This is a genomic window from Streptomyces kanasensis, assembly GCF_043077165.1.
Lineage (GTDB): Bacteria > Actinomycetota > Actinomycetes > Streptomycetales > Streptomycetaceae > Streptomyces > Streptomyces changanensis.
The window spans coordinates 81,859-108,445 of the sequence record NZ_JBIBSF010000004.1 but is presented as its reverse complement, the minus strand read 5'-3'; the positions used below and the strand labels follow the sequence as shown (position 1 = coordinate 108,445).

The following is a 26,587-nucleotide window of genomic DNA, read 5'->3' as shown; positions in this document are numbered from 1 at the left end:
CTCACCGGACCGGACCGGCGGGCCGACACGGGCACGGGACGGCCGGTACGACCGGAACGACCAGGTCCGCGCGGGCCGGCGGCGGGCGGCGCACCGGCCGTCCCGGCCGGTTCACCGCGCCGGATCGGCGGGGTCCGGAGCGGGGAGGCGGCGGACGGCCTCGATCACCGCGGGAACGTCCTGATCCAGCCAGTCGACACTGTCCCAATCCCGACGGGTGAGCCACCGCAGTTCGTCATGGTCCTGGAGCGGCCGCGGCTCGCCGGACAGGACCCGCGCCGTCCACACCCGCAGCACGTAACCGGGCTTGAGCGGCCACTCCCCCGGGATGCGCTCACACGGCTCCACCTCGACGCCCAGCTCCTCGCGCAGCTCGCGCACGAGGGCCTCGGGCCCGCCCTCCCCCGGCTCCACCTTGCCGCCGGGCAGCTCCCAGCGCCCGGCGAGCTCGGGAGGCGCACTGCGGCGCGCGGCGAGCAGCCGCCCCCGATCGAACACGGCTCCGGCGACCACGACGCGGTCCACGCACTCCTCCATGCGCCGGAGCGTATCCACCCGGCGCGGGTCAGCGCGCGGGCTCCCCGATGCGCTCGACCCAGTAGAGCCGCTGCTGGCCGCGCGAGTCGAGGCTGTCCACGACCTTCTGCGCCTCGTCCCGCGTGGCATACCGGCCGACCCGGTAGTGGTTGCCGTTGTCGTCCTGGCGGATGACCTGCCAGAGAAGAGTCGTACCGCTGTCGGGCATCACGCCGATCCCCCCGCCCGGTCGCCTGTCGCCGCACACGCCGCTGAAACCGCACTCCGCATATGCCTGAGCTTACGCCTGACCTTCACGGACCGGATACGCCTTTACACAAAGAGATACGCATCCGGCCAGGGGGCGACCCCCTGGAGTGGGTGCACCCGGCTGAGTGCGCCCCCCTGAACCCTCACGAAGGGGGACATTCACTCCCGTCCCGGCAGCGACGCCTCCCCCTCCCGCCCCCGGCCTCCCCGCCCGCGGGGCTCAGCGCACCGGCAGGTGGTACGCGACCCGGTACCGGTCGGCCGGCACGACGACGTCCGCCGTCTCCACCGGCCGCCCGGAGGCGTAGTACGTGCGCTCCACCACGATCACCACGTGCCCGGGGACGCCGCCCAGCGTCAGCAGCTCCTCGGCGAGGCCGGGGCGCGCGCCGACCTCCTCCACGACGTTGTCCACGACGACGTCGATGGCGGCCATGCGCTCGACGACGCCGCAGCCGCCGAGCGGCCCCTCCTCGGGGAGCATCACGGGGGTCCGGCCCGTGATGGCGAGCGGCTCCCAGGAGGTGGAGAGCATCATCGCCTCGCCCGCGTCCCGGAAGACGTACCGCGTGCGCATCACCGGGTCGCCCGGGGTGATGCCGAGCCGGACCGCGACCTCCGCCGTCGCCTCCTCCTGCTCACTGCCGGACTCCCACGTGCCGCGGGCACCCTCGGCGGACTGCTCCTGGCGGAAGGGGTTCACCGCACCCCCGGCCGGGCGGTAGCCGGAGCGGGCGATGCGGCGCGGGACCGGGCGCTCCCTCACGTACGTCCCCGAGCCGGAGCGGCCCTCGACGAGCCCCTCGGCCATCAGGACCTTGCGGGCCTCCAGGGCGACCGTGTCGGAGACCCCGTACTCCTCGCGGATGCGGGCCTGCGAGGGAAGCCGCGTGTGCGGCGGCAGCGAGCCGTTGACGATCTTCTTGCGGAGATCGCTCGCAACGCGCAGATAGGCCGGCTGCTCACCGAAAGTCACGGGCCACTCCCATCAGGTTGACAGACAGCTACAGCGTCGCAACCGAGAGTTCCACCCCGCAAGCATGGGCCAGAGAATCACTCGAAGTGATGACGGCCGTGTGGGGGCGGGGGACCGACGCACCGAGGGGGTGCGCCACGGCGGACGGCCGTCGCGCGCCCCCTGGCGTGGCGCCGGGACCGGAGGCGGACCCGCGCGACCCGGCGTCAGCTGGCCGGTTCGACCGGCGCCTTGGTGGAGAGCTCGAGCGCGCCGCGCGCCTCCTTGCCGAGGTCCAGCGGCAGGGCCTCGTAACCGGGCTCGTAGTGCTCCCAGAAGGTGTCGGCGTCCGCCGCGTCCGCGGCCTCGGCCCAGTGCTTGCGGGCCTTCTCCAGCTTCTCCACCACGCCGGCGACGGGCTGGGCGGCGGCGGGGGCGAAGGCGTGGCCCTTCAGCCGCGCGACGGAGCCGCCGAGGGTCTTCTCCAGCGCACCCGCCCAGGCGAGGTTGCCGTCGAGGTCGCTCTCCGGGTCGTCCTCGGGCTCCTTGAGCAGTGCCGCGTCGACCGCGTTCAGGGCTTCGAGGTAGGTCAGCTGGTCGGCGGTGAGGGTGGTGCCGTCCGCCCGCAGCGAGCCGGTCAGCTTCCCCTCCTCGGCGGCGAAGGCGCACGTCACCGTGCGGTCCTTCACCTGCCGCCAGCTCTCCGCGGTCGGGTGGTAGTAGAACGTCACCGCGTTCTCCGGCACAGCCCAGGAGTCCAGGGAGTACTTCTCGCCGATGGAGACGCACCGCTCCTCGGCCAGCTTCTCGATCGCCGGGACGCCCGGGTAGGCGCTGCCGGTGAGCCGGAAGGAGCCGGCCACCTCGGCGTCGTGCGGCGTGGCGCAGTCGACGCTCTTGACCCGCTCGACCTCCTGCTCCTTCGCCGTGCCGCCCGGCTGGTCGAAGCAGTCGCCGGTGCGCAGCGAGAAGGCCGAGTCGGAGCGCGCCACCTCGTCCTTCACCTTGCGGACCCCGTCCAGGGCGTCGCCGAACGCGCCGGTGGCGAAGCCGACGGCGACCAGCAGCGAGCTGATCAGGGAGAGGATCATGCCGGCTGTCGCGAGGCCCTTGCCCCTCTCGCCCCGGCGCTTGATCTGTCGCAGCGCGACGGCGCCGAGGACCAGGCCGAGGGGCGGCACGAGGCAGATGACACCGGCGATGAGCGAGGTGATGGCGAGGCCGTTGGTGTTCGCCGACGGGAGCGGCGCCCCGGGAGGCGGGGGCACCGGCGGGTAGGGCTGCTGGGGCGCGGGCCAGCCCTGGGGGGACGATGACACGGGTGGGGTGCTCCTGTCGGGGCGGGGGCGAACAAACGTATGAGCGGCGCGCATCGTACGCGGTCGGCGACGGGCCGCCTAATGCGCCCGGGGGTCCGACGACCCGCGGGTTCGACGCCCCACCACCGCCCGCAATCGGCTCCGGCCGCATCTGCGCGCCGGCCACGGGCTGCTGACGGATCGCCGGCACCGAGCGGCCCGGCCCGTACCGACCGGGGCGCCGTGGGTCGACCGCCGCGCGCCCCCGGACCGACTACGGCAGCGGGAGTCCCGAACCGGCGGCGGACACGCCCTGATCGGTCGACCGCGGAACGCCCGGACCGGCCGGTCGTGGGATGCCCGGCCGGCGACGCGCCCCGGACCGGTCGCGGCGCCCCCCGCCGGCAGACGGCGGGACGCGCCGGTCGGCGGCGGGACGCCCGGGACGCGGCGGGGGCTGCGCGGGGGTCCGCCAGGAGCGGGACCCTCGGTCCCGGGCCTCCGCGGGGGGGGGGGGAGCGGACCACTCGGTCCCCGGCGTACGTGGCCGCTCTGGGCGCGCGGAACGGGGCGGCCGCCGGACCGGCGACCGCCCCTCGACTCGGCTCACGCGGGTCCGGGCGTCAGAACTGCAGCGCCCAGGAGTCGATCTTGCCGGTGTCGTACCGGGCGTTGTCGCTCACGCGCAGCTTCCACGTGCCGTTGGCGACCTCGGCGGAGGCGTTCACGGTGTACGTGGTGTTGATGTTGTCGGCGCTGCCGCCCGTGCCGTGGTCCTTCAGCGTGTAGGCGGTGCCGTCCGGCGCGACGAGCTGGACGCGCAGGTCACCGATGTAGGTGTGCTGGATGTTGACCTCGACCTTGAGGCCGGTCGGGGCGTTGCCCGTGACGCCCGTGACGGTGACCGGGGAGTCGACGGTGGCGTTGTCGGCGATGGCGTAGTCACCGGTGTTCTCGAAGCGGGAGCCGGTGGGCGGGGGCTCGTCGCCGCCGGCGCCCACGAAGAGCAGGCGGTTCGGGGAGCCGGTGCCCGGGTTGCCGACCACGCCGCTGGTGGCGGCGGTGGCGAGCGCCGAGGAGACCTGCGCCGGGGTGGCGGTCCGGTTGTTGGCCAGGTACAGCGCGGCGGCGCCGGCGACGTGGGGCGCCGCCATCGACGTGCCGGAGATGGTGTTGGTGGCGCTGTCGCCGCTGTTCCACGCCGAGGTGATGGACGAACCGGGCGCGAAGACGTCCAGCACGCTGCCGTAGTTGGAGAAGCTGGAGCGGGCGTCGGAGTTGGTCGTCGAGCCGACCGTGATGGCCTCGGTGACGCGGGCCGGCGAGTAGTTCGACGCGTTGCTGTTGTCGTTGCCGGCCGCGACGGCGTAGGTGATGCCGGCGGCTATGGAGTTGCGCACGGCGGTGTCGAGCGCGCTGTCCGCGCCGCCGCCGAGGCTCATGTTGGCGACGGCGGGCTTGACGGCGTTCCGGGTCACCCAGTCGATGCCGGCGACGACCTGGGCGGTCGTGCCGGAACCCTGGTTGTTCAGGACGCGGACGCCGACGATCTTCGCCTTCTTGGCCACGCCGTACGCGGAGCCGCCGACGGTGCCGGCGACGTGGGTGCCGTGGCCGTGGCCGTCCTGGGCGGTGTTGTCGTTGTCGATCGCGTCGTAGCCGTTGGCCGCGCGGCCGCCGAAGTCACTGTGGCTGATGCGGACACCGGTGTCGATGACGTACGCGGTGACGCCGTCCCCGCCCGGCTCGGGGTAGGTGTAGCTCTGGTTCAGCGGAAGGGCGCGCTGGTCGATCCGGTCCAGGCCCCAGGAGGGCGGCGAGGGCTGTGTGCCGGAGATCGTGAAGACGCGGTCCTGGACGACGGAGGCGACGGCCGGGTCGGCGGCGAGCCTCTTCGCCTGGGCTTCGGAGAGTTCCACCGCGTAGCCGTTGAGGGCCGCGGTGTACGTCTTCTTGATCTTCGCGCCGTAGCGGGCCGCGACCGCCTTGCCGGACGAGGCGTCCGAGTCGGCGGCCGACTCGTCCAGGGTCACGATGTAGCTGCCCTGGACGGCGTTGGGGGCGCCCGCGTACTGGATGACGCCCTCGGCGGCCGACCCGGCGGCGGCGGCCGGGAAGGCGGCGAGGGAGCCCAGGGCGAGGGCGGCGACGGCGGTGGCACTGGCCGCAGCGACTCTTCGCCGCGACGTACGCATCACTGACATGTGAGGGGTCCTCCTCATTTGGTGGTGCGTTGCTGTGGGGGATGGTGCGGCAGGTGCATGACAACCCCTGAACGCATGCACGGCGGTGTGCGCCACGATGTCCGCGGCGTGTTCCGTCTCGGTCTGCCAGCGAAAGGTTCGCCGATCCACAGGAAACCCACAAGGGTCCTGAACCGTCGTTAACAGCTGCGCCACACAACTGATACGTCGGCCGTCGCGGCGGTACGTGCGCGTGGCATCTGCCCGGTTCGCGGACCCGGATCACCCGTTTCGCCCCTGGCCTGGCACTCCTCCCCCGCCGCTCCACGCGGTGGGCGCGCCCGACGGCCGCGGACCACCGCGCGGAGCGACCCGGGCGGGCGGGGAGTGGACGGGCCGGACACCTCACCCCGCGTCGCGCACCGTCGTCCCGGCGCGCGGAGCGGCGCGGCACGGATCTTGCCGCGGCGGACCGCACAGGGCACGGTGTACGTGCCCGAGTTCCGTAAGCGACAAGGGAGTTGACGGATGAAGAAGTCCACGCTGCGCTCCGCGGCGGCGGCCGCGGCCCTGGCCACCGGTCTGGCGGCGGCGTCGATGACGACGGCCTCGGCGGCGCCGGCCCCGGTGGCGGCCCCGGCCCCGGTGGCGGCCCCGGCCCCGGCGGAGACCTCGGCGGAGCCCTCGTCAGCGGCCCCCGCGGCCGGCCCCCCGGCGGCCGGCCGCATCGCCACCCCGCAGCAGCTCGCCGACAGCCTCCTGCGGGCCGTCGCGCTGGAGGCGGGCACGGGTGGCGGGGCCACCGACGGAAACGTGGTCGGCTACCTGGCGCCCCAGGGCGACACCGGCACGAAGCCCTGCTGACGATGACCGCGTCGGGCCCCTCGGACACCCCACGCTCCCGGGCGCCTCGCGAGACCACGGCGCTCCCGCAAGCCCCAGCGCTCTCAGGGCCCCCGGAACCGCGGGCGCCCCGGGAAGCACGGGCGGCCCCGGCAGCCCGGGCGGCCCCGCACGCCCAAGAGGTCCCCAGCCCTCCGACAGTCCGGGTGACCCCCTGGCCCCAGGAGGCCCCGAACCCCGCGACAGTCCAGGTAGCTCAGCAGCCCCAGGAGGCCCCGAACTCCCCGACAGTCCACATATCTCAGCAGCCCCAGGAGGCCCCCAACCCCCCGAAAGGCCAGGTACCTCAGCAGGCCCAGGAGACTCCGAGCTCCCCAGCAGCCCGGACGGCCCAACAGCCCCCGGAAGCGCGGGAAGCGGCCCCGACCGATCCGCTCCACTGGTGCCCGAGCGGGCCGCCCGACCGCCCCGAGGCGGTCGTCCTCGGCGTGCGCTCCGGGCCGGACGGCCGGGTCGACTACCTGGCCGCCCCCCTCCCGGCCGCCGAGGTGGTGGCCGCCCTCCCGGACGGCGTCCCGCCCACACGGGTGCTCCGCTTCGCTTCCCACTGCGTGAGCGGGTGCGCCAACCGGGTCGGCACCGCCTGCGGGCTGGCCGACCGCATGCTGGCCCTGCCGTCGGCGGAGGACGTCCCCGTCCCGCGCTGCCACCTGCGCGCCCACTGCAAGTGGTGGCACCAGACGGGTGTCGCGGCCTGCCACCGGTGCCCGGCCGTGGCGACGGCCCCCCTGGCGGACGACGCGCTGTCCGCCCTGGTCGCGGATCCGTCGACCACCCGCGAGCACCTGGCGGCCCACCTCGCCGCCACGGGTCCTGGCGCCGCGGCCCGCTGACCCGCCCCGTACACGACGGAAGGCCGCCCTCCCCACGCGTCGCGCGGGGTGGGCGGCCTCCTACGGCCGGCCGATCAGACCGGCAGGGGCCGGCGGCCCGGTCCCGACCCGCCGGCCGGCACCGGCACCGGTATCAGAGCTTCCAGACCTGGTCGCTGTACTTCGGCTCGCAGTCGAACTGCGTCACCGCCGCGCCGTTCTCCGGCGTGCGCCACGAGACGACCATGCAACGGTTGGTGAAGGCGTTGCGGATCTGGTAGCCGCCACCCGTGACCGGCTCCAGCTTCCACACCTGGTCGCTGTACTTCGGCTCGCAGTCGAACTGCTGCACCGGCGCGCCGTTCTCCGGCGTGCGCCACGACACGAAGAGGCAGCGGTCGGTGAACGTGTTGCGGATCTGGTAGCCGCCACCGGCGACCGGCTGGAGCTTCCACACCTGGTCGGCGTACTGCGGCTCGCAGTCCGCCTGCCGCGCCTGGGCGCCGTTCTCCGGGGTGCGCCACGACACGAACAGGCAGCGGTCGCTGAACGCGTTGCGGATCGAGGCGGTGGTGAGGCTCTGCTGCCGCACCCACTCGGCCAGGCCGTCGACGCGCGCGGAGATGGCGCCGGTGCGGGTCTCGGCCGGGTTCCCGCCGAAGCAGCCGCCCTGCCAGGACTGGGAGTTGACGCCGACGACCTCGCCGGCCGCGTTGAGCAGCGGCCCGCCGGTGTCGCCCTTGCAGATGGCGTCGGTGCCCTTGCCGGTGATGCGCAGGGTGGCGGAGTCGGCGGAATCGACGGTGAAGGCGCCGGTGTGGAGCTTGTCCGGCACCCATGCGGTCCGGGTACGCCCGAACCCGGCCGCCGTCAGGTCGGCGCCGACCGCCGGGGCCGCACCGGCGAGCGGGGCGACCGGGACGGTGGTGACCGGGGTGGCCAGGCGTACGAGGGCGACGTCGCGGTCGGCGCGCGGCGCGATCTCGGTGAGGGCGACGGACTTGCCGTCGGCGAGCGTGACGGTGGCCTTGACGGCCGGCTTGCCGGCCGGGACGGGCGTGCCGGGCGTGGTGGCGAAACAGCTCGCGGCGGTCATCACCCAGTAGCGGTCGACCAGCGTGCCGGTGCAGCCGCGGGTCGTCGGCTCCTCGCCGAGCGTCAGCTGCACCGCGTACGGGTGCGAGCCGGCGACGGCCTGCGGACCGGTCACCGCCGCGGCGGGAGTTGCGGGGAGGAGTCCCACGGTCATCGCGGCGGCGGCGGCCAGGAGGCCGGTGGTCCGTGCCGTGCGCGGACGGGGTACGTGCATGCGTCATCCTTCGGGAAGGGCCCGGCGCGCGAGGACGTGGTCGGTCGCGGCGGGGCGCGGTTGTGCGGTGGGGCGAGCGGTGCGTACGCGTCGTACGACGGTCGGGGCACTGCCCCGGGTACGCGAGGGTCCGACGCTCGGGGACCCGGCGGTGTGGCGAGCGGTCCCCCTACGACACCGGAAGCACACGGCCCGCGACGGTCGGGCCACCGGGCGGGCCCCCAGGGCACCGAGACGGATCACCGACGGGTCGCGGCCCGGTGGAGGAGGCTAGGAGGGCCGGTACCTGAACCGGCCGGCGGTACGCGAGAGCCCCGCGTCCACGGCCGCATCGGCGGTGCCGACTGCTGATCCACGTGCCTGCATGACGTGCCCCCCTGAAATCCCCCGACTTCGCGCCCGATCCTAACGATCACGCGCTTCACCCCTCAAGTACCCGCCACCACAAAGCCCCCTCCCCGCACCCCTCGCTCCCGGACCGAACCGGTGAAGTACATCCGATGAGTCCGGGCCGGAGCGGTCGGCCTCGTGGCCCGACCCGGCGCCGACGACGCTCGTAGCCCGCAAGGGCATCAGCCATCGCGCGGTTCGGTCGTACACCCGGCCGCAGTGTCAACGGTCATGTGGAGGGACGGATGGGCTGTCGACAGCCTCGCCTCGCGCGAACAGGGTCGCTCCGCCACATTCCGGCTGGGCCGCGGCCGAGTGCCGTGTCCACGACGATCGGCGGGGCGGGGGGAGGTGCCGCCGACCGGCGGATGGCGGATTCACCGCCGGTACCTGGCCTTTCCGTGCCGGCGGGATGACACAGGACACAGTCGCCGCTGCCGAAGCCGGGGCGGGGCCGCGAAGGCCGACCGCCCCGGCACGGACTCATCGGACGTAGGTGTTCACCGGCTTGGTCGCGGCGTTGAGCAGATACTCCAGCGGGCCGCGGCGGAAGAAGCGGGACCAGACCCCGGCGAACACGATCGCGCCGAGGACGTACAGGATCACGGGCACCCACGAGGTCTCGGTGTTCCCGGCATCCGTTCCGTTGATCAGGCCCTGGACGACGAAATGGGCGACGTAGGCCGTCAGCGACATGGTGCCGACCGCCACGACCGGCTTCGCCAGCCGGCGCAGCCGCGCCACGCGGTCCATCAGCACCGTCGTGCCCACGATCACCAGGATGGCGGTGCCCACACCGCCGACGATGTCGAAGGTGGTGCCGCTGTGCGGCCCGGCGGAGAGCAGGTCCTGAGCGCCGGACCGGAAGTCCATGCCCCCGCCGCTCTTCATCTCCTTCATGGCCTCCATCGACGTCATGGCCTCGGCCGATCCACCGAACGACGGACCGCCGTCCTCCGCGGTGCTCTTGAGCGCGTCCGAGCCCGCCAGCAGCAGGGTCAGGCTGTAGGCGGCCGTGGCCAGGGCGGCGCCGGCTACGGCCAGCCGCTTCTGGACGGCGGCCGCGGACAGGTCCAGGCGTGCCAGCGCCATGCCGGCGACGACGAACGGCATCCAGGTGATCGTCGGGTTAAGCCCGTGAGCAACAGGTCGAGCAGGCCGGTGCCACTGAGCGACTCCAGCGGGTCGTAGGCGGTGACGCTCTTCTGGAACGACTCGCCGAGCCCCGTTTTCAGCACGTACGCCAGCTGCGGGGCGATCACCGCCAGCCCGGCCGCGATCGCGGCGAGCGCTCCGGCGCCGAGCCGCAGCAGGGGCAGGGAGAGCAGGAAGTAGATGCCGTAGTGGGCAAGGATGATCACGTCGCCGTAGACCATCGTCAGAGCGCTGCCCAGCACCAGCAGGACCCCGGCGCGGATCACGATCCGCGCCCGCGCCTGCCGCCCGGCCAGGCCGGTCTTCGGCTCGCGCCGGCCTGCGATCAGCATCAGCGAGAACCCGGCGAGGGTGGCGAACAGGACGGACGAGTGCCCGTCGGCCGCGTTCCCAGCGCCATCCCGGCGCGCGAAAAGCCGAGGCGCCCGACCCTGGAGAGCCGGACCCCCTTCTGACCTGCATGTCTGCCGGATCAGCGAAGTGGTGGTGTATCACCCGCTAGACGTTGAAGCGGAACGTGCAGCACAGAGCTCCGACCTGCGAAGACACGGTTCTGGACGTGGCTATCTAGCACCCATCCAGCACGGTGCAAGTTCATCCAGCACATCCAACACCAGGGAGTGGTGTACACATGGCACACTCGGTACGCTTGAGTGCATGACACAGTCGCTGCCCATAGAGTCCATCCGCGATGTGCGCGCCCACCTGGCGGAAGTCGTGGAGCGCGCGGACCGCGACGACGTGCCCACGGTCATTACGCGCCGAGGGAAGGAAGTCGCCGCCGTCGTCTCCATCGAGGTGCTGCGCAAGTACCAGGAGTGGGAAGAGCGCGAGATCAACCGCATCATCGACGAGCGCATGGCAAACCCGGCTCCCGGCATCCCGATCGAGGACATCATGAGGGAGACACTGGCGCGAGGTGAGTGAGTACCGAACCGTCTTCCGGCCAGAGGCGCAGGCCGAGCTTCGGAAGCTCCCCCGCGCCATGGCACTGCGCATCCTGGCCAAGCTGACCGAGTTGGAGAGCGACCCCCTCGGCTTCAACACCACCGCCCTCGTGTCACAGCCGGAACGCCGCCGACTGCGAGTCGGCGACTACCGCGTCGTCTACACGATCGACAATGGAGAGCTCGTGGTGTGGGTCGTCCACGTCGGGCATCGCTCCACCGTGTACGACACCTGATCCCAACTGATCGAGCGCCTGAACATCTAGCGCAGGTCCAGCAGGGGTAACCTCTAGCCCGCTTCACCTACATGTGGGCACTATTCCATCTCACTACTGCGTTCCCATTGAGCACTGTTCCAAAGGGCCGTGATGACAGGAACCATGTGCTCGGGATCCTGATAGGGCGCCATCTCCGACAGTGCTCTAACAAATTATCGCTGCCATGGGCCTCGCGCCGAACACCCGCGAAACGCTGCGCAGGAACTTCATGCGGCCTGAAAATTTCTCTCTCAGCATGCTGCATAGTGCTAATCGAGGGCTTACTCACTCGGCTACCTGCATCCCTGATCGCTGCCAGCTTGACAGCGCTGACCAGTTGGGCTGTACGCCGCTGGCGACGCCGGAAGGCAGGAGACCGCACAAGCGATCAGGTCGTCGCAGCGGTTCCATCGGCGGAGCCGAGCAAGGCTGACTGAATTTCGGAGGATCCAGCACCGATCCAGCACGGGATGGGCGAAGGGGCCGACCCCTGAAGGAGTCGACCCCATCTGACCTGTATGTTTGCCAAGTCAGCGACGTGGTGTTATTTCATCCGCTCACACGTTGAAGCGGAATTCCACCACGTCGCCGTCCTGCATCACGTACTCCTTGCCCTCCATGCGGGCCTTGCCGGCGGCGCGGGCCTCGGCGACCGAGCCGGTGGCGACCAGGTCGTCGTAGGAGATGACCTCGGCCTTGATGAAGCCCTTCTGGAAGTCGGTGTGGATCACACCGGCGGCCTCGGGGGCCGTCGCGCCCTTCTTGATCGTCCAGGCGCGGGCCTCCTTCGGGCCGGCCGTCAGGTACGTCTGGAGGCCCAGGGTGGTGAAGCCGACGCGGGCGAGGGTGGCGAGGCCGGGCTCCTCGGCGCCGACGGACTGCAGGAGCTCCATGGCGTCCTCGTCGTCCAGCTCGGCGAGGTCCGCCTCCAGCTTGGCGTTGAGGAAGATCGCCTCGGCGGGGGCGACCAGCGCGCGCTGCTCGTCCTTGAACGCCTCGTCCGTCAGCTCGTCCTCGTCGACGTTGAAGACGTAGAGGAAGGGCTTGGTGGTGAGCAGGTGGAGGTCGTGGAGGAGCTCCGCCTTCTCGCCCCCCTGGACGATGCCCTGCGAGAAGAGGGTGTCGCCGCGCTCAAGGATCTCCTTGGCGGCCTCGACCGCCGCGACCTTCGGCGCCACGTCCTTCTTGATCCGGGACTCCTTCTGGAGGCGCGGAAGGACCTTCTCGATGGTCTGGAGGTCGGCGAGGATCAGCTCGGTGTTGATCGTCTCGATGTCGTCCTTGGGCGAGACCTTGCCGTCGACGTGGACGACGTTCTCGTCCTTGAAGGCGCGGATGACCTGGCAGATCGCGTCCGACTCGCGGATGTTCGCGAGGAACTTGTTGCCCAGGCCCTCGCCCTCGCTCGCGCCGCGCACGATGCCGGCGATGTCGACGAAGTCGACCGTCGCCGGGAGGATGCGCTGGGACGAGAAGATCTCGGCCAGCTTCGTCAGCCGGTCGTCCGGGACGCCGACGACGCCGACGTTCGGCTCGATCGTGGCGAACGGGTAGTTGGCCGCCAGCACGTCGTTCTTGGTCAGGGCGTTGAACAGGGTCGACTTGCCGACATTCGGCAGGCCGACGATTCCGATCGTGAGCGACACGTTGGCGACTTCCCTAGAAGTGAGGATGGTGGGCCGACCCCCCAGTTTACGGGCGCGCCGGGCCCCGCCGCGACGGGCGGGCGGACGGCGCCCGACGGGAGGACTTCACGCCAAGGTCACTCCAAAGGTGTGTCCCATACCGGTTTTGCCGCCCTCCCCGGCCTACTTTGTTGACGTGGAGCAGCACAGGAGCAGTCCCCCCCGGCGCCCGCGGCGACCGCGGCCGCAGGCCCCCGCCGCGCCCCGGGGCGCGATCGTGGAGGGTCCGGCCGCGTACCCGGCGAGGCCCCGGCCCGCGGCGCCGCCCGGCGCGCGGCCCGGTGGGCGGCGGACCGTGCCGCCGGTGGTGCACGCCCTGCGGCGGCTGCCGAACCCGCGCCTGACCGGGATCGGCGGCGGCCTGTTCGCCTCGGCGACGATGCTGCTCGTCGGCTGTCTGGACTGGTTGCTCTTCGACGGCTCGCCGCTGGTCTACGGGCTGCTGTTCCTGCCGGTCAGCGCCGTGACGGCGCTGTGGGTGCGGGGACCGGACCTGGTGACGGCGCCGATCAGCGTCCCGATCGCGTTCGCCGTCGGGGTCGTGCCGATCGCCGGCGGCGAGGGCGGGATCGGCGGGCACACGATGGCCGTCATCACCGCGCTCGCCGTGCACGCCGGGTGGCTGTACGGGGGGACGCTGGTGGCCGGCGTCATCACGTCGGTACGGAAGGTACGCCTGATGGGTCGCCGGCAGCGTGCCGCGGCCCAGGCGCAGGCGCAGGCCCAGGCCCAGGCACATTCCCAGGGCCGGGCCACGGCGGCCCCGCGGCGCCGCTGACGCCGAGCGGTCCGGCAGGGGCGCGCATCGGGACCGGGCCCAGGCGGACGTGGGCCGGGCGGACGTGGGCCGGGCGGACGTGGGCCGGACGGACGTGGGCCCAGGCAGCCGTGCCGGGCGGTGGGGCGTACGACGGGGGACGGCCCCGCCGCACCAGGGGGGTGGTGCCGCGGGGCCGTCGACTGCGGGGCGCGCGCGGGGCGCGGCGCCGGGACCGGCCGGGGGCCGGGGGCCGGGGGCCGTCAGACGGTGGTGACGACCTCGGTGTAGTCGAGGCGCGGGGAGCGCGGGTACCAGGCGTCGGGGCCCGGGCGGCCGATGTTGACGATCATCAGCGGGGTGTGGTCGTCGTCCAGGAACTCCTTCTGGACGCCCGCCGGGTCGAAGCCGGTCATCGGGCCGGCGGCGAGGCCCGCCGCGCGGACGCCGACGATGAAGTAGGCGGCCTGGAGCGCGGCGTTCATGCCGGCGGCCGACTCACGGGCGGCGCGCTCGGCGAAGAAGGCGTCCTTGGCCTGCGGGAACGCCGGGAAGAGCTTCGGCAGCTCCTCGTGGAACTCGTTGTCCGCGGCGAGGATCGCGACGAGCGGCGCCGTCGCGGTCTTGGCCCGGTTGCCCTCCGCCATCAGCGGCACCAGGCGCTCGCGGGCCTCGGCGGAGCGGACGAGGACGATGCGCAGCGGCGTCTGGTTGAAGGCGGTCGGACCGTACTTGACCAGGTCGTAGATCGCCTGGACCTGCTCCTCGGTCACCGGCTCGTCGGTGAACGTGTTGGCGGTGCGGGCCTCGCGGAACAGGAGGTCCTGGGCGGCGGGGTCAAGGACGAGGGACATGGGGGTGGTGCCTTCCGACGTACGAGGTCAGGGGTGCCGCGCGGCCCGCGCGACACCTCCACCGTACGCCGAAATAGATGAAGCTTCAACTAAAGCGGGACGGCGGTGCCCCGCCTCACACCCGCCGTCGACCCCGCGGCCTACGTGTCGGCCCCGGCGCCGTCCCCGCGCTCCTCGGCGAGCGACGCGTCGAGCCGCGCGCGGGCGCCCTCCAGCCAGTGGCGGCAGACCTTCGCCAGCTCCTCGCCGCGCTCCCACAGGGCGAGCGACTCCTCCAGCGTCGTACCGCCGGCCTCCAGGCGGCGGACCACGTCGACCAGCTCGTCGCGGGCCTGCTCGTACCCGATCGCCGCGCCGGTCTCCGTCACCGCCACGGTCGTGTCCGTCGTCGCCGCGTCCGTCGAATTGACTGCCATGCCCTCCACCCTACGGTCGCTCTCCGACACCGCCGCCGTCCACGCGTCGCACCGCGAACTCGCCGGCGGCCACCCTGGCCCTCAGTTCCTCGTCCCCCGCCACGTCGCCGGGCGAACGCACCACCGTGCCGTCGGCCCGCTGGAGCACCGCGTACCCGCGCTCCAGGGTGGCGGCCGGGGAGAGGGCCACCACGCGCGCGCGGGTGTGGGACAGCTCGGAGTCGGCCCGGTCCAGCAGGTGCCCCAGCACCCGCCGGCTGCGCGCGAGCAGCGCCTCGACCTGCGCCTCCCGCTCCTCGACCATCCGCTGCGGGTGCTCCATCACGGGCCGGGCCAGCGCGTGCGCCAACCCGCGCTCCTCGCGCTCCAGCACCCCGCGCACGCAGCGCAGGGCCCGCTCCCGCAGCGCGTGGACGCGGTCCAGCTCCTCGCGCACGTCGGGGACGACCTTCTTCGCCGCGTCCGTCGGCGTCGCCGCGCGCAGGTCGGCGACGAGGTCGAGCAGCGGCGAGTCCGGTTCGTGGCCGATCGCGGAGACCACCGGGGTGCGGCACTCGGCCACCGCCCGGACGAGCTGCTCGTCGGAGAACGGCAGGAGGTCCTCGACGCTGCCGCCGCCCCGCGCGACGACGATCACGTCCACCTCCGGCAGCCCGTCGAGCTCCCGCACCGCCCGCACCACCTGGGGCACCGCGTGGACGCCCTGCACCGCGACGTTGCGCACCTCGAAGCGGACCGCCGGCCACCGCCGCCGCGCCACCTCCAGCACGTCCCGCTCGGCCGCCGACGCCCGGCCGCACACCAGCCCCACCAGCTGCGGCAGGAACGGCAGCGGCCGCTTCCGCTCCGCCGCGAACAGGCCCTCCGCCGCCAACGACCGCTTCAACTGCTCCAGCCGGGCCAGCAGCTCACCGATGCCGACCGGCCGTATCTCGGCGGCCCGCAGCGACAGCTGGCCGCGCGGCGCGTACCACTCCGGCTTGGCGTGCACGACGACCCGCGCGCCCTCGGTCACCACGTCGGCCACCGCGTCGAAGGTCTGGCGGTAGCACGTCACGCTCACCGAGATGTCGTGCGACGGGTCGCGCAGCGTCATGAAGACCACCCCCGCGCCGGGCCGCCGCGACAGCTGGGTGATCTGGCCCTCGACCCAGATGGCGCCGAGCCGGTCGATCCACCGCCCGATGAGCCGCGACACCTCGCCGACGGGCAGGGGGGCTTCGGCAGACGTAGTCAGTGGCATACGGGGAGCGTACGCGCCACCCCCGACAACACGGCGGTCCCCCGTCCGGGGGCGGGGCGGGCGCGTACGGCACCGTCCGGGGGGTGGGTGGTGGCGCCTGGGTCACGGCATACAGGGGGGGTACGGGCCCGCGGGAACCTGCGGGTACGGCAACGTGCGGGGCCTCCGAGCGCCTATGGGCGTACGGGTCCTCTCGGCGTACGGGCGCCGGCGGGAAGCGCGGGCGCGACGGGGCGTGCGGGCCTGATGGGGCGCGCGGGCGTGACGGGGACCTGCGAAGCCACGGAGGCAGGAGGGCCTGCGGGGGCCTGCGGGGGCGTGCGGGCGTGCGGGGAACTCCGGGCTGATCCACCCACCCTTACGATGGGGGCATGACTCCTACGCCTCCTGCCCGCCGGGTCCTCCTCGCCGCTCCCCGTGGTTACTGCGCGGGCGTGGACCGCGCCGTGATCGCCGTGGAGAAGGCGCTGGAGCAGTACGGCGCTCCGATCTACGTCCGGCACGAGATCGTCCACAACAAGTACGTCGTGCAGACCCTGGAGCGGAAGGGCGCGATCTTCGTCGACCGGACGGAGGAGGTGCCGGAGGGCTCGATCGTGATGTTCTCCGCGCACGGGGTCGCGCCGACCGTCCACCACGAGGCGGCCGAGCGGAGGCTCGCGACGATCGACGCGACCTGCCCGCTGGTGACGAAGGTCCACAAGGAGGCCGTGCGCTTCGCCCACGAGGACTACGACATCCTCCTCATCGGCCACGAGGGCCACGAGGAGGTCATCGGCACCTCCGGCGAGGCCCCCGACCACATCCAGCTGGTGGACGGCCCGAAGGACGTCGAGAAGGTCGAGGTCCGCGACCCCTCCAAGGTCGTGTGGCTCTCCCAGACCACGCTGTCGGTGGACGAGACGATGGAGACCGTAGACGCCCTGAAGGAGAAGTTCCCGCTGCTGGAATCGCCGCCGAGCGACGACATCTGCTACGCCACGCAGAACCGTCAGCTGGCCGTGAAGCAGATGGGCGCCGAGGCGGACCTCGTCATCGTCGTGGGCTCGCGCAACTCGTCGAACTCCAAGCGCCTGGTCGAGGTCGCCAAGCTGGCCGGCGCGCACGAGGCGTACCTCGTCGACTTCGCCGAGGAGATCGAGGAGGCGTGGCTGGAAGGCGTGTCCACGGTCGGCGTGACCTCCGGCGCCTCGGTGCCCGAGGTGCTGGTCGAGGGCGTGCTGGAGTGGCTGGCGCAGCGCGGCTTCGCGGACGTGGAGATCGTGAAGGCGGCGGAGGAGTCCATCACCTTCTCGCTGCCGAAGGAGCTCCGCCGCGACCTGCGCGCGGAGGCCGCGGCCCTCAACCAGGGCTAGTCGGGCCCACACCACGACTGGTCCCGGCCGACACCAGGGCCGGCCCGGGGCCCACACCACGGCCGGCCCGGGCCGGCATCAGGGTTGGTCCGGCCGACGGGCCACCGGCGGGAACGACGTGCCGGTGGCTTGAAACCGTCGGCGCGGTATCTTCCTTCCGCGGCGCGTCGAGTGTCCCTCCGCGCCGCGTCAGGGAGGGAAACACATGCGCACATCACTGCTCCGGCGCCTGGCCACGGCGGCCACGGCGCTGGGGCTCACCTCGCTCGGGCTCCTCGCGGGCGCCGCGCCCGCGCAGGCCGCCATCGGTGACTGCCCGGCGGGTTACTTCTGTGCCTGGAAGACCGACAACGGCACCGGCACCATGTACAAGACGAACACGGACAAGGCGACGCTGGGGACCTGGGACAACACGTTCCGCTCGGTCGTCAACCGCACGTCCCGGTACGTCTGCCTGCACGACGACCCGAACCACGGCGGGACCGGCTTCGTCGACGCCTGGGCGCCCGACGCGCGGGGCACCGAGTGGGGCCACTCGCAGGGCAACGTCAGCTCGGTGAGGTTCGTCCCCACGTTCCGCGAGTGCCACGCCCCGCCGTTCCCCCAGTGGTACGCCGGCACCGCGCCCCGGGCGAAGGACCACGGCGACCTGAACGCCGACCGCCGGGCCGACTTCCTGGTCCGCGACAAGGCCGGCCGCCTGTGGTTCCTGCCCGGCGACGGCACGGGCAAGCTGGTCGGCAGCGGCGGCTGGAACGTCTTCAACGGCCTCGTCCGGCACGGTGACTTCAGCGGTGACGGCCGCGAGGACGTGATCGCCCGCGAGACGGCCACCGGCAAGCTGTGGCTGTACCCGGGCTCCGGCACCGGTGGTCTGGGCGCGCGCAAGCTCATCGGGAACGGTGGCTGGAACGCCATGAGCCGGCTCGTCGGCTACGGGGACCTCTCCGGTGACGGCCGCGCGGACCTGCTGGCCGTCGAGAAGACCACGGGCAGGATCTGGCTGTACCCGGGCACGTCCACCGGCGTCCCCGGCGCGCGCAAGCTCATCGGCAACGGCGGCTGGAACGCCATGAACGCCCTGGTCGGCGCGGGCGACATGAACGGCGACGGCCGGGCCGACCTGATCGCCCGCGAGGCGTCCACCGGGAAGCTGTGGCTGTACCCGGGCACGTCCACCGGCACGCTCGGGGCGCGGGTGCTGGTCGGTTCCGGTGGCTGGAACGCCATGGACGGCGTCTTCGGCCTGGGCGACGTCACCGGCGACGGCCTCGCCGACCTCGTCGCCACCACCACGGGCGACTTCGTCGGCGAGGAGTGCCGGGGCGTGGGGTGCCAACTCGTGTACAAGGGCCGCGGCACCGGCTCGGTGGAACCGGGCATCACGGTGGCCACCGACTGGCAGTGGCTGAACGGCGCCTTCTGACGCCTGCCGGTCCGGCTCCGGTCCTGCCCGCAGGGGCGGGACCGGGGCTCAGGGGAAGGGCCCCCGCCTTCGGGCGGGGGCCCTTCCGCGCGTACGGAGCCGCCGCCGGGGCCCGTCGCGGCCCGGTCCTGGCGCGGTCGACGGTCCTGCCCGTGACGCCGGGCGCCGACCCGTAACGTGGTGTCCATGAACGTCTTCGGAGTGGACATCGGCGGGTCGGGGATCAAGGGCGCTCCCGTGGACCTGGAGCTCGGCGACCTGGCGCAGCCCCGCCACAAGGTACTCACCCCGCAACCATCGACGCCCTCGGACGTCGCGGACCGCGTCGCGGAGGTCGTCACGCACTTCGGCTGGTCGGGACCGGTCGGCGTGACGTTCCCGGGCGTGGTGACCGGTTCGACGATCCGTACGGCGGCCAACGTCGACAAGGCGTGGATCGACGTGGACGCGGCCGAGCTGCTCGGCGGGCGGCTGGGCGGCCTGCCGGTGACGGTGCTGAACGACGCGGACGCGGCGGGCGTCGCCGAGATGACCCACGGCGCGGGCCGGGGCCGCCGCGGGACGGTCATCCTGCTGACCTTCGGCACGGGCATCGGCAGCGCGGTCTTCACCGACGGGCGCCTCCTGCCCAACACCGAGCTGGGTCACCTGGAGCTGCACGGCAAGGAGGCGGAGAAGCAGGCCTCCACCAAGGTCAAGGAGGACAGGGACCTCAGCTGGCAGGAGTGGGCCCACCGGGTGCGCAAGTACCTCGCCCACCTGGAGATGCTCTTCTCGCCCGAGCTGTTCATCGTCGGCGGCGGGGTCAGCCGCAAGGCGGAGAAGTTCCTGCCCCTGATCGACGACGTGCGCGCGGAGATCGTCCCCGCACAGCTGCAGAACAACGCCGGCATCGTCGGCGCCGCGATGGCCGCGGCCCGCTGACGCGGACCGGGACCCGGTCCCGAACCCGGTCCCGGGGCTCGCCCGGGCCCGCACCGGTGAGCCGTCCGGCGCCCGGCATCTGCCGGGCGTCGGACGGGCCGGCCTGAGGGTCGTGTGGGTGGGCGTGCTCAGCCCTTGCCGGCGGCCTCGGGCTCCGCGGCGGTGTCCGGCTCCGCGGCGGTCGCGGGCTTCCCGTCCGTCGCGGGCTTCCCGGCGGGTGCGGGCGTCCCGGTGGTCGTCGCGGGCTTCTTCTCGGACTTCAGGGCCGCGGCCATCTCGCCGAGGCGCTCGAAGGACGCGGTTCCGGTGACGACCGTCGTGACGCCCTCCTGGCGCAGGACCAGGGCGTCGTACTTCTCGCCCTCCCAGCGCTCCCACGTCCGGCCGGCGATCCGCTGCACCTCGCCCGTGTCCCGGGCGTCGTGGGTGACCTGGACGACGTACCGCGTCGCGGGGCCCGTGGACTGCTCCACGCCGACGTACTCGCGCTCCGGCGTGAGGTAGCCCAGGTGCCAGGAGTCGTCGTTCTGCCGGCTGTACGACACCGACGTCGGGCGCCACTCCTCGCCCAGCCCCTTCGGGGCCAGCACGGGGTAGGGCGCGGCGCGCTGGGCCGTCACCAGCTCGATGCCGTAGTCGACGGGCTTGATCGGGTCGGCCTGGTCGTCGTGCGGGACGAAGAGGTAGATCACCGCCGCGACGGCGCAGATGACCGTCATCGACTGGAACATCCCGCGCACTGTCTGCTTGCCTCGCATACCTGCCACGCCCCCTATGGTCGCATCAGGGCGTCGTGCTCATACGTGGGCCCCTCTGCTCAATTTGTCGACGTACCGATAGAGTCGCAGGACCCTCTTCACCACCGGCCGTCGCCGTACAGAAAGGTGCGCTCCGATGACCGAGCATCATCTGCCGTCCGAACTCGTGGTCTCCCCCGAGGCCCCCGACCGCAACCTCGCCCTGGAGCTGGTCCGCGTCACCGAGGCGGCTGCCATGGCGGCGGGCCGCTGGGTCGGCCGCGGCGACAAGAACGGCGCCGACGGCGCGGCCGTGCGGGCCATGCGCACCCTCGTCGGCACCGTCTCGATGAACGGCGTCGTCGTCATCGGCGAGGGCGAGAAGGACGAAGCGCCCATGCTGTTCAACGGTGAGCGCATCGGTGACGGGACCGGCGCCGAGTGCGACATCGCCGTGGACCCGATCGACGGCACGACGCTGACCGCCAAGGGCATGCCGAACGCCATCGCCGTGCTCGCCGCCGCCGACCGGGGCGCCATGTTCGACCCGTCCGCGGTCTTCTACATGGACAAGCTCGTCACCGGCCCCGAGGCGGCCGACTACGTCGACATCGACGCGCCGGTGTCCGTGAACATCCGCCGCGTCGCCAAGGCGAAGAACTCCACCCCCGAGGACGTCACCGTCGTCATCCTGGACCGGCCCCGCCACGAGGGGATCGTCAAGGAGATCCGCGAGACGGGCGCCCGGATCAAGTTCATCTCGGACGGCGACGTCGCCGGCTCGATCATGGCGGTCCGCGACGGCACCGGCGTGGACATGCTCATGGGCATCGGCGGTACGCCCGAGGGCATCATCAGCGCCTGCGCCATCAAGTGCCTGGGCGGCGTCATCCAGGGCAAGCTGTGGCCGAAGGACGACGAGGAGCGCGGCCGCGCCCTGGACGCGGGCCACGACCTGGACCGGGTGCTCTCCACCAACGATCTCGTCCGCGGCGACAACGTCTTCTTCGTCGCGACCGGCATCACCGACGGCGAGCTGCTGCGCGGGGTGCGGTACCGCTCCGAGACGGCCACCACCTCGTCGCTCGTGATGCGGTCGAAGTCGGGCACGATCCGGCAGATCGACTCGACGCACCGGCTGTCGAAGCTGCGCGCGTACAGCCAGATCGACTTCGACCGGGCCAAGTAGCCGGCCGACCGGGCCGGACCGGGCCGACCGGGCCGGACCCGGGCCGTCGGCGGGGCTTTCGGCGGTACGAAGAGGGGCGCTCCCAGTGCGGTGGGAGCGCCCCTTCTCGTGCGGGCCGTGCCGCGTCGCCCGCGGTGGCTCAGGGCCGTGCCGTCCGTGCCGTCCGTGCCGCCCGGCGGGCGGTCAGCCGGCGGCGGCGATCTGCTGGCCGGCCGTCGCCGCCTTCTTCAGCTCCACGTCGCGGCGCCGGCGGCGGGCCAGCACCACGCGGCGCTCGGCGGCGGTGAGGCCGCCCCACACGCCGTACGGCTCGGGCTGGAGCAGGGCGTGCTCGCGGCACTCGACCATGACCGGGCAGCGGGCGCAGACCCGCTTCGCGGCCTCCTCGCGGGCCAGTCGGGCGGCCGTGGGCTCCTTGGAGGGGGCGAAGAACAGTCCCGCCTCGTCGCGGCGGCACACCGCCTCCGTGTGCCAGGGACCACCCTCGTCCTCCCGCGCCGGAACGCGCTGGGACGGGACGGCGGCGACCTGGAGGGGCTGATGCGGCAGTTGCAGCACGGTCTACTCCTGACGACGGCTATCGCGGGCGAGAGAGACGATGCAGCAAGCCCTACCCGCTGTACGCACGCCTATGCACTGCGTGGCGTGTGCTTCCAGGGGGTGGGATGCGGTACGGCCGAAAAGCGACGGTGGGGGTGCGGCGGGCCGCCTTGACCCCGGCCGGCGGCCGACGCGTGCGGGCGGTGGTCGGGCGGACGGCAGCCCGCGCGCGGTCGGCGCGCGGGCGGCGCGCGGGCGGCGCGCGGTCAGTGGCCCAGGTGTTTGCGGAGCTTGGCGTGGAGGAGGTCCGCGATGAGCTTGCCGCGCTTGGGGCGGGCCTCGACGTTGCCCAGGACCGCGTAGCCGTTGACGACGACGACCGGCGCCTCGGGGTCGCCGGCCTCCAGCGTGACCACCTCGAAGTTGCCGAGGACGCCCGCGCCGTTGCCGCGCAGGGAGACGTTCTCGGGGACGCGCACCTCGACGTTGCCGAAGATCGAGATGGCGTTGACGGTGGTGAGGCGCTGGGTGAAGGTGGCCTCGGTGAGGTCGATCTCGATGTTGCCGAAGAGGGAGAAGGCCGTCGTGCGCGCGGCGACGCGCCACCGGCCGCGGCGGGTGGTGCTGGAGAAGACCGCGACGAGCTTCTCCTCCGGCTCGCCGTACGCCCCGGAGGCGTCGGGGAGGCCCCGGTGGTCCGCGGCGGTGCCCGGCACGGCCCGCGCGTCCGGCCCGGCGGGGAGGTCGCCGACGAGCGGCTCCAGCTCGGCGAGCGTCTTGGCCCGGTACGTGGCGTCGATCCGCTCGGCGTGCTCCTCGGCGTCGAGCCGCCCCTGGGCCAGCGCCTCCGCGAGGATGTCGGCGACCCGGTCGCGGTCGGCGTCCGAGGCCCGCATCGCCGGGGCGGTCCCCGGGGCGGGCGCCGCGGGGTGCGGCTCGGGCCGCTTCTGGGGCTGCTTTTCGAGGTCCACCGCGTCAGCGTAGCGAAACGCGATAGATCGCGACCAGAGCGGGATGAGCCTTACCTCACAGACGTCCGGGCGCCGGGGCGTCTTACGCTGGGGGACGCGTTGCCGATGGGGGCCGCGCCGCTGTCTGCCGAGTGAGGAATGGCCGTCATGCCAGAGTTTGCGTACTCCGATCTGCTCCCCCTGGGAGAGGACACCACGCCCTACCGCCTGGTGACCTCGGAGGGTGTGTCCACCTTCGAGGCCGACGGGCGGACGTTCCTCAAGGTGGAGCCGGAGGCGCTGCGGAAGCTGGCAGCGGAGGCCATCCACGACATCCAGCACTACCTGCGGCCCGCGCACCTCGCGCAGCTGCGCCGGATCATCGACGACCCGGAGGCGTCGGGCAACGACAAGTTCGTCGCGCTCGACCTGCTGAAGAACGCCAACATCGCGGCCGCCGGCGTGCTGCCGATGTGCCAGGACACCGGCACGGCGATCGTCATGGGCAAGCGCGGCCAGAACGTGCTGACCGAGGGCGAGGACGAGAAGGCCCTGTCGCGCGGCATCTACGACGCGTACAAGAACCTCAACCTGCGCTACTCGCAGATGGCCCCCCTCACCATGTGGGAGGAGAAGAACACCGGGTCGAACCTCCCCGCGCAGATCGAGCTGTACGCGACGGACGGCGGCGCGTACAAGTTCCTCTTCATGGCCAAGGGCGGCGGCTCCGCCAACAAGTCGTTCCTCTACCAGGAGACCAAGGCGGTCCTCAACGAGACCTCCCTGATGGCGTTCCTGGAGGAGAAGATCCGCTCCCTCGGCACGGCCGCCTGCCCGCCGTACCACCTCGCGATCGTCGTCGGCGGCACGTCCGCCGAGTTCGCGCTGAAGACCGCGAAGTACGCCTCCGCGCACTACCTGGACGCGCTGCCGTCCGAGGGCTCCGAGCTGGGCCACGGCTTCCGTGACGAGGAGCTGGAGAAGAAGGTCTTCGAGCTGACGCAGCGCATCGGCATCGGCGCGCAGTTCGGCGGCAAGTACTTCTGCCACGACGTGCGCGTGGTGCGCCTGCCGCGGCACGGCGCCTCGCTGCCCGTCGCCATCGCCGTCTCCTGCTCGGCGGACCGCCAGGCCGTCGCGAAGATCACCGCCGAGGGCGTCTTCCTGGAGCAGCTGGAGACCGACCCGGCGCGCTTCCTGCCCGACACGACGGACGAGCAGCTGGACGAGGCCGGTGACGTGGTGCGCATCGACCTCAACCAGCCCATGGACGCCATCCTCGCCGAGCTGACGAAGCACCCGGTCAAGACGCGGCTGTCGCTGACCGGCCCGCTGGTCGTGGCGCGCGACATCGCGCACGCCAAGATCAAGGAGCGGCTGGACGCGGGTGAGGAGATGCCGCAGTACCTGAAGGACCACCCGGTGTACTACGCCGGCCCCGCCAAGACGCCCGAGGGGTACGCGTCCGGTTCCTTCGGCCCGACGACGGCCGGCCGCATGGACTCGTACGTGGAGCAGTTCCAGGCGGCGGGCGGCTCCAAGGTGATGCTGGCCAAGGGCAACCGCTCGCAGCGGGTCACCGACGCGTGCGGCGCGCACGGCGGCTTCTACCTGGGCTCGATCGGCGGCCCGGCGGCGCGCCTGGCGCAGGACTGCATCAAGAAGGTCGAGGTCGTCGAGTACGAGGAGCTCGGCATGGAGGCGGTCTGGAAGATCGAGGTCGAGGACTTCCCGGCGTTCATCGTGGTGGACGACAAGGGCAACGACTTCTTCCAGGACCCGGCCCCGGCGCCGACCTTCACCTCCATCCCGGTGCGCGGCCCCGGGCTGGTGTGACCGCGTGAGCGCCACGGGCCCGGCCACCGTCACGGTGGCCGGGCCCGTCCGCGTGTCCGGGGCTACGCGAAGCGCTGCTTCGCCGTCCCGTCGCACGCCTGGAGCCGCAGCGGGTCCCTGGCCGCGGCGAGGGTGAGGCACAGGGAGGGCGCCGCGGCGGGGCGCACGGTCGCGCCGTCGCGGACGAACCGCTGGTGGGCCGCGCCCGAGCAGTTCCACAGCACCAGGGCCTTGCCCGCCTGGTAGGCGGCGCCCGGTACGTCCAGGCAGCGGTCGTGGGTCAGGGCCGTGTGGATCGACCCGCGCGCCGGGTCGTACCACCAGTCCTGGTTGCGGCCGGCGTGGCAGTCCCAGCCGCCGACCGCCGTGCCGTTGCGGGTGACGGCCCCGGAGACGTCCACGCACGTGCCGGTCGCCTCGCCCCGCAGCGGCGTGAACGCGTCGTCCCACGCCCCCGGCCGCAGGACCGGCCTGCCCGTGGACGCCGGGTCGGCGCAGCCGGCCTCGCGGGCGCCCGAGGCGTACAGCTGGGTCAGGCAGGAGGCGAAGGCGGCGTGGCCGGCCGCGTTGGGGTGGAAGGACTGCCGGACGGAGTTCTCGTCCGGCAGGCCGGGCTTGGACAGGTCGACGTACAGGCCGCGCGCCCAGGCGTCGTCCATGCAGACCTCGTGGCCGTGGAAGAGCCGGGAGTTGTCGAGGTACACGGCTCCGGTGTTCGCCGCCGCGCGCCGCATGCCGCGTGCGAAGGCGGGAACGGCGGTGTCGCGGCCCCAGACGGTGTCGGAGTCGTAGCCGAGGCCGCCACAGACGAGCTTGCCGGGGAAGTCGGGGTTGTCGGGGAAGTCGGGGCCGATGGGGCTCGGGTAGCCCATGACGACGAGCTTGTAGTCGCCGTCGGCGTAACCGGCGTCGCGCATCACGGTCCGCAGGTCGCGGATCGTCTGCTCGACCTTGGGTACGAGGGCGTCGACGCGGGCCTGCCAGCCGGGGGCGTACTTCGGCGCGCAGGGCCCCTGGAGGGTGAGGTAGCGCAGGACGCAGTCGGTCATCACGGGGCCGAACTGGAGGTCGTCGTTGGCGCCGGCCACCAGGAGCACCATTTTGAGGCGGGTGTTGCGGGCCTTGACGGCGAGGTTGTCGCTCTGGACGAGCTCGTCGGCGTACTGCTTGCCGCCGCCGATGCGGATGTGGGGTGTGGCGGCGCCGGAACAGGAGACGTTGTAGGTGACGTCGGCGGGGATGCCGGTGCGGTGGATGGCGGCCTGGGGCGATCGGTGGCACCAGTTGTCGGGGCCGTTGGTCGGGGGCTCGTACGTGCCGACGCCCTCGCCGGAGATCTCGCTGTCGCCCAGGGAGACCAGGGCGGTCTTCCGCTCGGCGAGGGGCCGTTCGGCGGGGCTGCCGTACAGGGCGGTGGCCTCGGCCGCGCGGACGCGCTCCAGCTCCGGCGGCAGGGGCACCGGGGCGGTGGTCCGCGCGGCGGCGGCCGGGGCGGCGGTGGGCGGGGTCGCCTGGGCGGCGGGTCCGGTGAGGGCGGCCGCGAGGGCGGCGACCGTGACCGCGACCGCGCATCCGAGTTTCCGTCTGGTGCGCGCCATTGCGCCTCCTGGAAGTGGGGTTACCCACGGTTTTTACTGGCCGGTAGCGCAGTTGGGAATAGCGTGCGCCGGACGGGCGCTC

At 72.8% G+C, this 26,587-nt stretch carries 24 protein-coding genes and 1 pseudogene; 10 read left to right on the top strand and 15 right to left on the bottom strand.

The genetic code is table 11. The annotated features are described in order from the left end of the window. Positions 1 to 111 precede the first annotated feature (111 nt). The 5 genes from ACF053_RS12185 to ACF053_RS12165 all read right to left on the bottom strand — a co-directional run bounded on the left by ACF053_RS12185 (position 112) and on the right by ACF053_RS12165 (position 5,243). The gene (locus ACF053_RS12185; RefSeq protein WP_391953794.1) at positions 112 to 537 is read right to left on the bottom strand and encodes a (deoxy)nucleoside triphosphate pyrophosphohydrolase; all 426 of its coding nucleotides are present in this window, start codon (positions 535 to 537) and stop codon (positions 112 to 114) included. 28 nt (positions 538 to 565) lie between these two features. After that, entirely contained in the window at positions 566 to 745 is a 180-nt protein-coding gene (locus ACF053_RS12180; RefSeq protein ID WP_391953793.1) for an SPOR domain-containing protein, read from the bottom strand. Between the two features lie 261 nt (positions 746 to 1,006). Then, positions 1,007 to 1,762, bottom strand: a complete 756-nt coding sequence (locus tag ACF053_RS12175; protein ID WP_391953792.1) for a GntR family transcriptional regulator — start codon at positions 1,760 to 1,762, stop codon at positions 1,007 to 1,009. A gap of 206 nt (positions 1,763 to 1,968) precedes the next feature. Then, positions 1,969 to 3,060 (bottom strand): DUF4190 domain-containing protein, encoded by a 1,092-nt coding sequence (locus ACF053_RS12170; protein ID WP_391953791.1) that lies wholly within the window; start codon positions 3,058 to 3,060, stop codon positions 1,969 to 1,971. Positions 3,061 to 3,662: 602 nt separating this feature from the next. Next, positions 3,663 to 5,243 (bottom strand): S8 family peptidase, encoded by a 1,581-nt coding sequence (locus ACF053_RS12165; protein ID WP_391953790.1) that lies wholly within the window; start codon positions 5,241 to 5,243, stop codon positions 3,663 to 3,665. Positions 5,244 to 5,750: 507 nt separating this feature from the next. Here ACF053_RS12165 and ACF053_RS12160 point away from each other — a divergent pair. Both ACF053_RS12160 and ACF053_RS12155 read left to right on the top strand, forming a co-directional pair. Next, on the top strand, positions 5,751 to 6,086 hold the full coding sequence (locus ACF053_RS12160) for a hypothetical protein (RefSeq protein ID WP_391953789.1): 336 nt from the start codon (positions 5,751 to 5,753) through the stop codon (positions 6,084 to 6,086). 467 nt (positions 6,087 to 6,553) lie between these two features. Continuing rightward, complete coding sequence (locus ACF053_RS12155; protein ID WP_391953788.1) at positions 6,554 to 6,958, top strand: hypothetical protein; 405 nt, start codon at positions 6,554 to 6,556, stop codon at positions 6,956 to 6,958. A 133-nt stretch (positions 6,959 to 7,091) separates the two neighbouring features. Here ACF053_RS12155 and ACF053_RS12150 read toward each other — a convergent pair whose 3' ends face one another. Together ACF053_RS12150 and ACF053_RS12145 are read right to left on the bottom strand one after the other, a co-directional pair. Further along, positions 7,092 to 8,246, bottom strand: a complete 1,155-nt coding sequence (locus ACF053_RS12150) for a trypsin-like serine protease (protein WP_391953787.1) — start codon at positions 8,244 to 8,246, stop codon at positions 7,092 to 7,094. Between the two features lie 873 nt (positions 8,247 to 9,119). Continuing rightward, positions 9,120 to 10,267, bottom strand: a pseudogene (locus ACF053_RS12145) (DUF418 domain-containing protein). Between the two features lie 181 nt (positions 10,268 to 10,448). Between ACF053_RS12145 and ACF053_RS12140 the strand changes: the two are divergent. Both ACF053_RS12140 and ACF053_RS12135 read left to right on the top strand, forming a co-directional pair. Beyond that, positions 10,449 to 10,718 carry a type II toxin-antitoxin system Phd/YefM family antitoxin gene (locus ACF053_RS12140; RefSeq protein ID WP_365593483.1) on the top strand — a complete coding sequence of 90 codons (270 nt, stop codon included), beginning with the start codon at positions 10,449 to 10,451 and terminating at the stop codon, positions 10,716 to 10,718. After that, the gene (locus tag ACF053_RS12135; RefSeq protein ID WP_391953786.1) at positions 10,711 to 10,974 is read left to right on the top strand and encodes a type II toxin-antitoxin system RelE family toxin; all 264 of its coding nucleotides are present in this window, start codon (positions 10,711 to 10,713) and stop codon (positions 10,972 to 10,974) included. The genes ACF053_RS12140 and ACF053_RS12135 overlap by 8 nt, the downstream gene beginning before the upstream one ends. A 578-nt stretch (positions 10,975 to 11,552) precedes the next feature. Here ACF053_RS12135 and ychF read toward each other — a convergent pair. After that, the gene (gene ychF / locus ACF053_RS12130) at positions 11,553 to 12,641 is read right to left on the bottom strand and encodes a redox-regulated ATPase YchF (RefSeq protein WP_391953785.1); all 1,089 of its coding nucleotides are present in this window, start codon (positions 12,639 to 12,641) and stop codon (positions 11,553 to 11,555) included. Positions 12,642 to 12,816: 175 nt separating this feature from the next. Between ychF and ACF053_RS12125 the strand changes: the two genes are divergently transcribed. Further along, positions 12,817 to 13,458: a DUF6542 domain-containing protein gene (locus ACF053_RS12125; protein WP_391953784.1), complete on the top strand. Its 642-nt coding sequence runs from the start codon at positions 12,817 to 12,819 to the stop codon at positions 13,456 to 13,458. Between the two features lie 242 nt (positions 13,459 to 13,700). Here the strand turns inward: ACF053_RS12125 and ACF053_RS12120 are convergent, their stop codons facing one another. From ACF053_RS12120 to xseA, 3 genes are all read right to left on the bottom strand, one after another. Beyond that, positions 13,701 to 14,291: a malonic semialdehyde reductase gene (locus tag ACF053_RS12120; RefSeq protein ID WP_391953783.1), complete on the bottom strand. Its 591-nt coding sequence runs from the start codon at positions 14,289 to 14,291 to the stop codon at positions 13,701 to 13,703. A gap of 140 nt (positions 14,292 to 14,431) precedes the next feature. After that, complete coding sequence (locus ACF053_RS12115; RefSeq protein ID WP_058940684.1) at positions 14,432 to 14,707, bottom strand: exodeoxyribonuclease VII small subunit; 276 nt, start codon at positions 14,705 to 14,707, stop codon at positions 14,432 to 14,434. A gap of 10 nt (positions 14,708 to 14,717) precedes the next feature. Further along, the gene (gene xseA / locus ACF053_RS12110; protein WP_391953782.1) at positions 14,718 to 15,950 is read right to left on the bottom strand and encodes an exodeoxyribonuclease VII large subunit; all 1,233 of its coding nucleotides are present in this window, start codon (positions 15,948 to 15,950) and stop codon (positions 14,718 to 14,720) included. Positions 15,951 to 16,321: 371 nt separating this feature from the next. On the opposite strand from xseA, the gene ACF053_RS12105 reads away from it, so the two are divergent. The 3 genes from ACF053_RS12105 (at position 16,322) to ppgK (ending at position 19,655) form a co-directional block, all read left to right on the top strand. Continuing rightward, positions 16,322 to 17,305 (top strand): 4-hydroxy-3-methylbut-2-enyl diphosphate reductase, encoded by a 984-nt coding sequence (locus ACF053_RS12105; protein ID WP_391953781.1) that lies wholly within the window; start codon positions 16,322 to 16,324, stop codon positions 17,303 to 17,305. A gap of 205 nt (positions 17,306 to 17,510) precedes the next feature. Next, on the top strand, positions 17,511 to 18,731 hold the full coding sequence (locus ACF053_RS12100) for an FG-GAP-like repeat-containing protein (RefSeq protein WP_391953780.1): 1,221 nt from the start codon (positions 17,511 to 17,513) through the stop codon (positions 18,729 to 18,731). Between the two features lie 186 nt (positions 18,732 to 18,917). Beyond that, positions 18,918 to 19,655, top strand: coding sequence for a polyphosphate--glucose phosphotransferase (gene ppgK, locus ACF053_RS12095; RefSeq protein ID WP_058940578.1), 738 nt, complete (start codon positions 18,918 to 18,920; stop codon positions 19,653 to 19,655). A gap of 128 nt (positions 19,656 to 19,783) precedes the next feature. Here ppgK and ACF053_RS12090 read toward each other — a convergent pair whose 3' ends face one another. Further along, the gene (locus ACF053_RS12090; RefSeq protein ID WP_391954093.1) at positions 19,784 to 20,386 is read right to left on the bottom strand and encodes a DUF4245 domain-containing protein; all 603 of its coding nucleotides are present in this window, start codon (positions 20,384 to 20,386) and stop codon (positions 19,784 to 19,786) included. Positions 20,387 to 20,549: 163 nt separating this feature from the next. Between ACF053_RS12090 and glpX the strand changes: the two genes are divergently transcribed. Further along, the gene (glpX, locus tag ACF053_RS12085) at positions 20,550 to 21,581 is read left to right on the top strand and encodes a class II fructose-bisphosphatase (protein WP_391953779.1); all 1,032 of its coding nucleotides are present in this window, start codon (positions 20,550 to 20,552) and stop codon (positions 21,579 to 21,581) included. Positions 21,582 to 21,764: 183 nt separating this feature from the next. Here the strand turns inward: glpX and ACF053_RS12080 are convergent, their stop codons facing one another. Next, on the bottom strand, positions 21,765 to 22,139 hold the full coding sequence (locus ACF053_RS12080) for a WhiB family transcriptional regulator (protein ID WP_391953778.1): 375 nt from the start codon (positions 22,137 to 22,139) through the stop codon (positions 21,765 to 21,767). A gap of 248 nt (positions 22,140 to 22,387) precedes the next feature. Beyond that, entirely contained in the window at positions 22,388 to 23,092 is a 705-nt protein-coding gene (locus ACF053_RS12075; RefSeq protein ID WP_391953777.1) for a DUF1707 SHOCT-like domain-containing protein, read from the bottom strand. Between the two features lie 147 nt (positions 23,093 to 23,239). Here ACF053_RS12075 and ACF053_RS12070 point away from each other — a divergent pair, with 147 nt between their 5' ends. Next, complete coding sequence (locus tag ACF053_RS12070; RefSeq protein ID WP_391953776.1) at positions 23,240 to 24,907, top strand: fumarate hydratase; 1,668 nt, start codon at positions 23,240 to 23,242, stop codon at positions 24,905 to 24,907. 62 nt (positions 24,908 to 24,969) lie between these two features. Here the strand turns inward: ACF053_RS12070 and ACF053_RS12065 are convergent, their stop codons facing one another. After that, a complete protein-coding gene (locus ACF053_RS12065) occupies positions 24,970 to 26,505 on the bottom strand; it encodes a ricin-type beta-trefoil lectin domain protein (RefSeq protein ID WP_391953775.1) in 1,536 nt (511 codons plus the stop codon). Between the last annotated feature and the right edge of the window lie 82 nt (positions 26,506 to 26,587).

Excerpts from the sequence above, each read along its gene's own strand:
- ACF053_RS12185 (WP_391953794.1), bottom strand. The coding sequence starts at position 537 with ATGGAGGAGTGCGTGGACCGCGTCGTGGTCGCCGGAGCCGTGTTCGAT.
- ACF053_RS12180 (WP_391953793.1), bottom strand. The coding sequence starts at position 745 with ATGCCCGACAGCGGTACGACTCTTCTCTGGCAGGTCATCCGCCAGGAC.
- ACF053_RS12165 (WP_391953790.1), bottom strand. The coding sequence starts at position 5,243 with ATGTCAGTGATGCGTACGTCGCGGCGAAGAGTCGCTGCGGCCAGTGCC.
- ACF053_RS12160 (WP_391953789.1), top strand. The coding sequence starts at position 5,751 with ATGAAGAAGTCCACGCTGCGCTCCGCGGCGGCGGCCGCGGCCCTGGCC.
- ACF053_RS12150 (WP_391953787.1), bottom strand. The coding sequence starts at position 8,246 with ATGCACGTACCCCGTCCGCGCACGGCACGGACCACCGGCCTCCTGGCC.
- ACF053_RS12140 (WP_365593483.1), top strand. The coding sequence starts at position 10,449 with ATGACACAGTCGCTGCCCATAGAGTCCATCCGCGATGTGCGCGCCCAC.
- ACF053_RS12120 (WP_391953783.1), bottom strand. The coding sequence starts at position 14,291 with ATGTCCCTCGTCCTTGACCCCGCCGCCCAGGACCTCCTGTTCCGCGAG.
- ACF053_RS12115 (WP_058940684.1), bottom strand. The coding sequence starts at position 14,707 with ATGGCAGTCAATTCGACGGACGCGGCGACGACGGACACGACCGTGGCG.
- xseA (WP_391953782.1), bottom strand. The coding sequence starts at position 15,950 with ATGCCACTGACTACGTCTGCCGAAGCCCCCCTGCCCGTCGGCGAGGTG.
- ACF053_RS12105 (WP_391953781.1), top strand. The coding sequence starts at position 16,322 with ATGACTCCTACGCCTCCTGCCCGCCGGGTCCTCCTCGCCGCTCCCCGT.
- ACF053_RS12100 (WP_391953780.1), top strand. The coding sequence starts at position 17,511 with ATGCGCACATCACTGCTCCGGCGCCTGGCCACGGCGGCCACGGCGCTG.
- ppgK (WP_058940578.1), top strand. The coding sequence starts at position 18,918 with ATGAACGTCTTCGGAGTGGACATCGGCGGGTCGGGGATCAAGGGCGCT.
- ACF053_RS12090 (WP_391954093.1), bottom strand. The coding sequence starts at position 20,386 with ATGTTCCAGTCGATGACGGTCATCTGCGCCGTCGCGGCGGTGATCTAC.
- glpX (WP_391953779.1), top strand. The coding sequence starts at position 20,550 with ATGACCGAGCATCATCTGCCGTCCGAACTCGTGGTCTCCCCCGAGGCC.
- ACF053_RS12070 (WP_391953776.1), top strand. The coding sequence starts at position 23,240 with ATGCCAGAGTTTGCGTACTCCGATCTGCTCCCCCTGGGAGAGGACACC.
- ACF053_RS12065 (WP_391953775.1), bottom strand. The coding sequence starts at position 26,505 with ATGGCGCGCACCAGACGGAAACTCGGATGCGCGGTCGCGGTCACGGTC.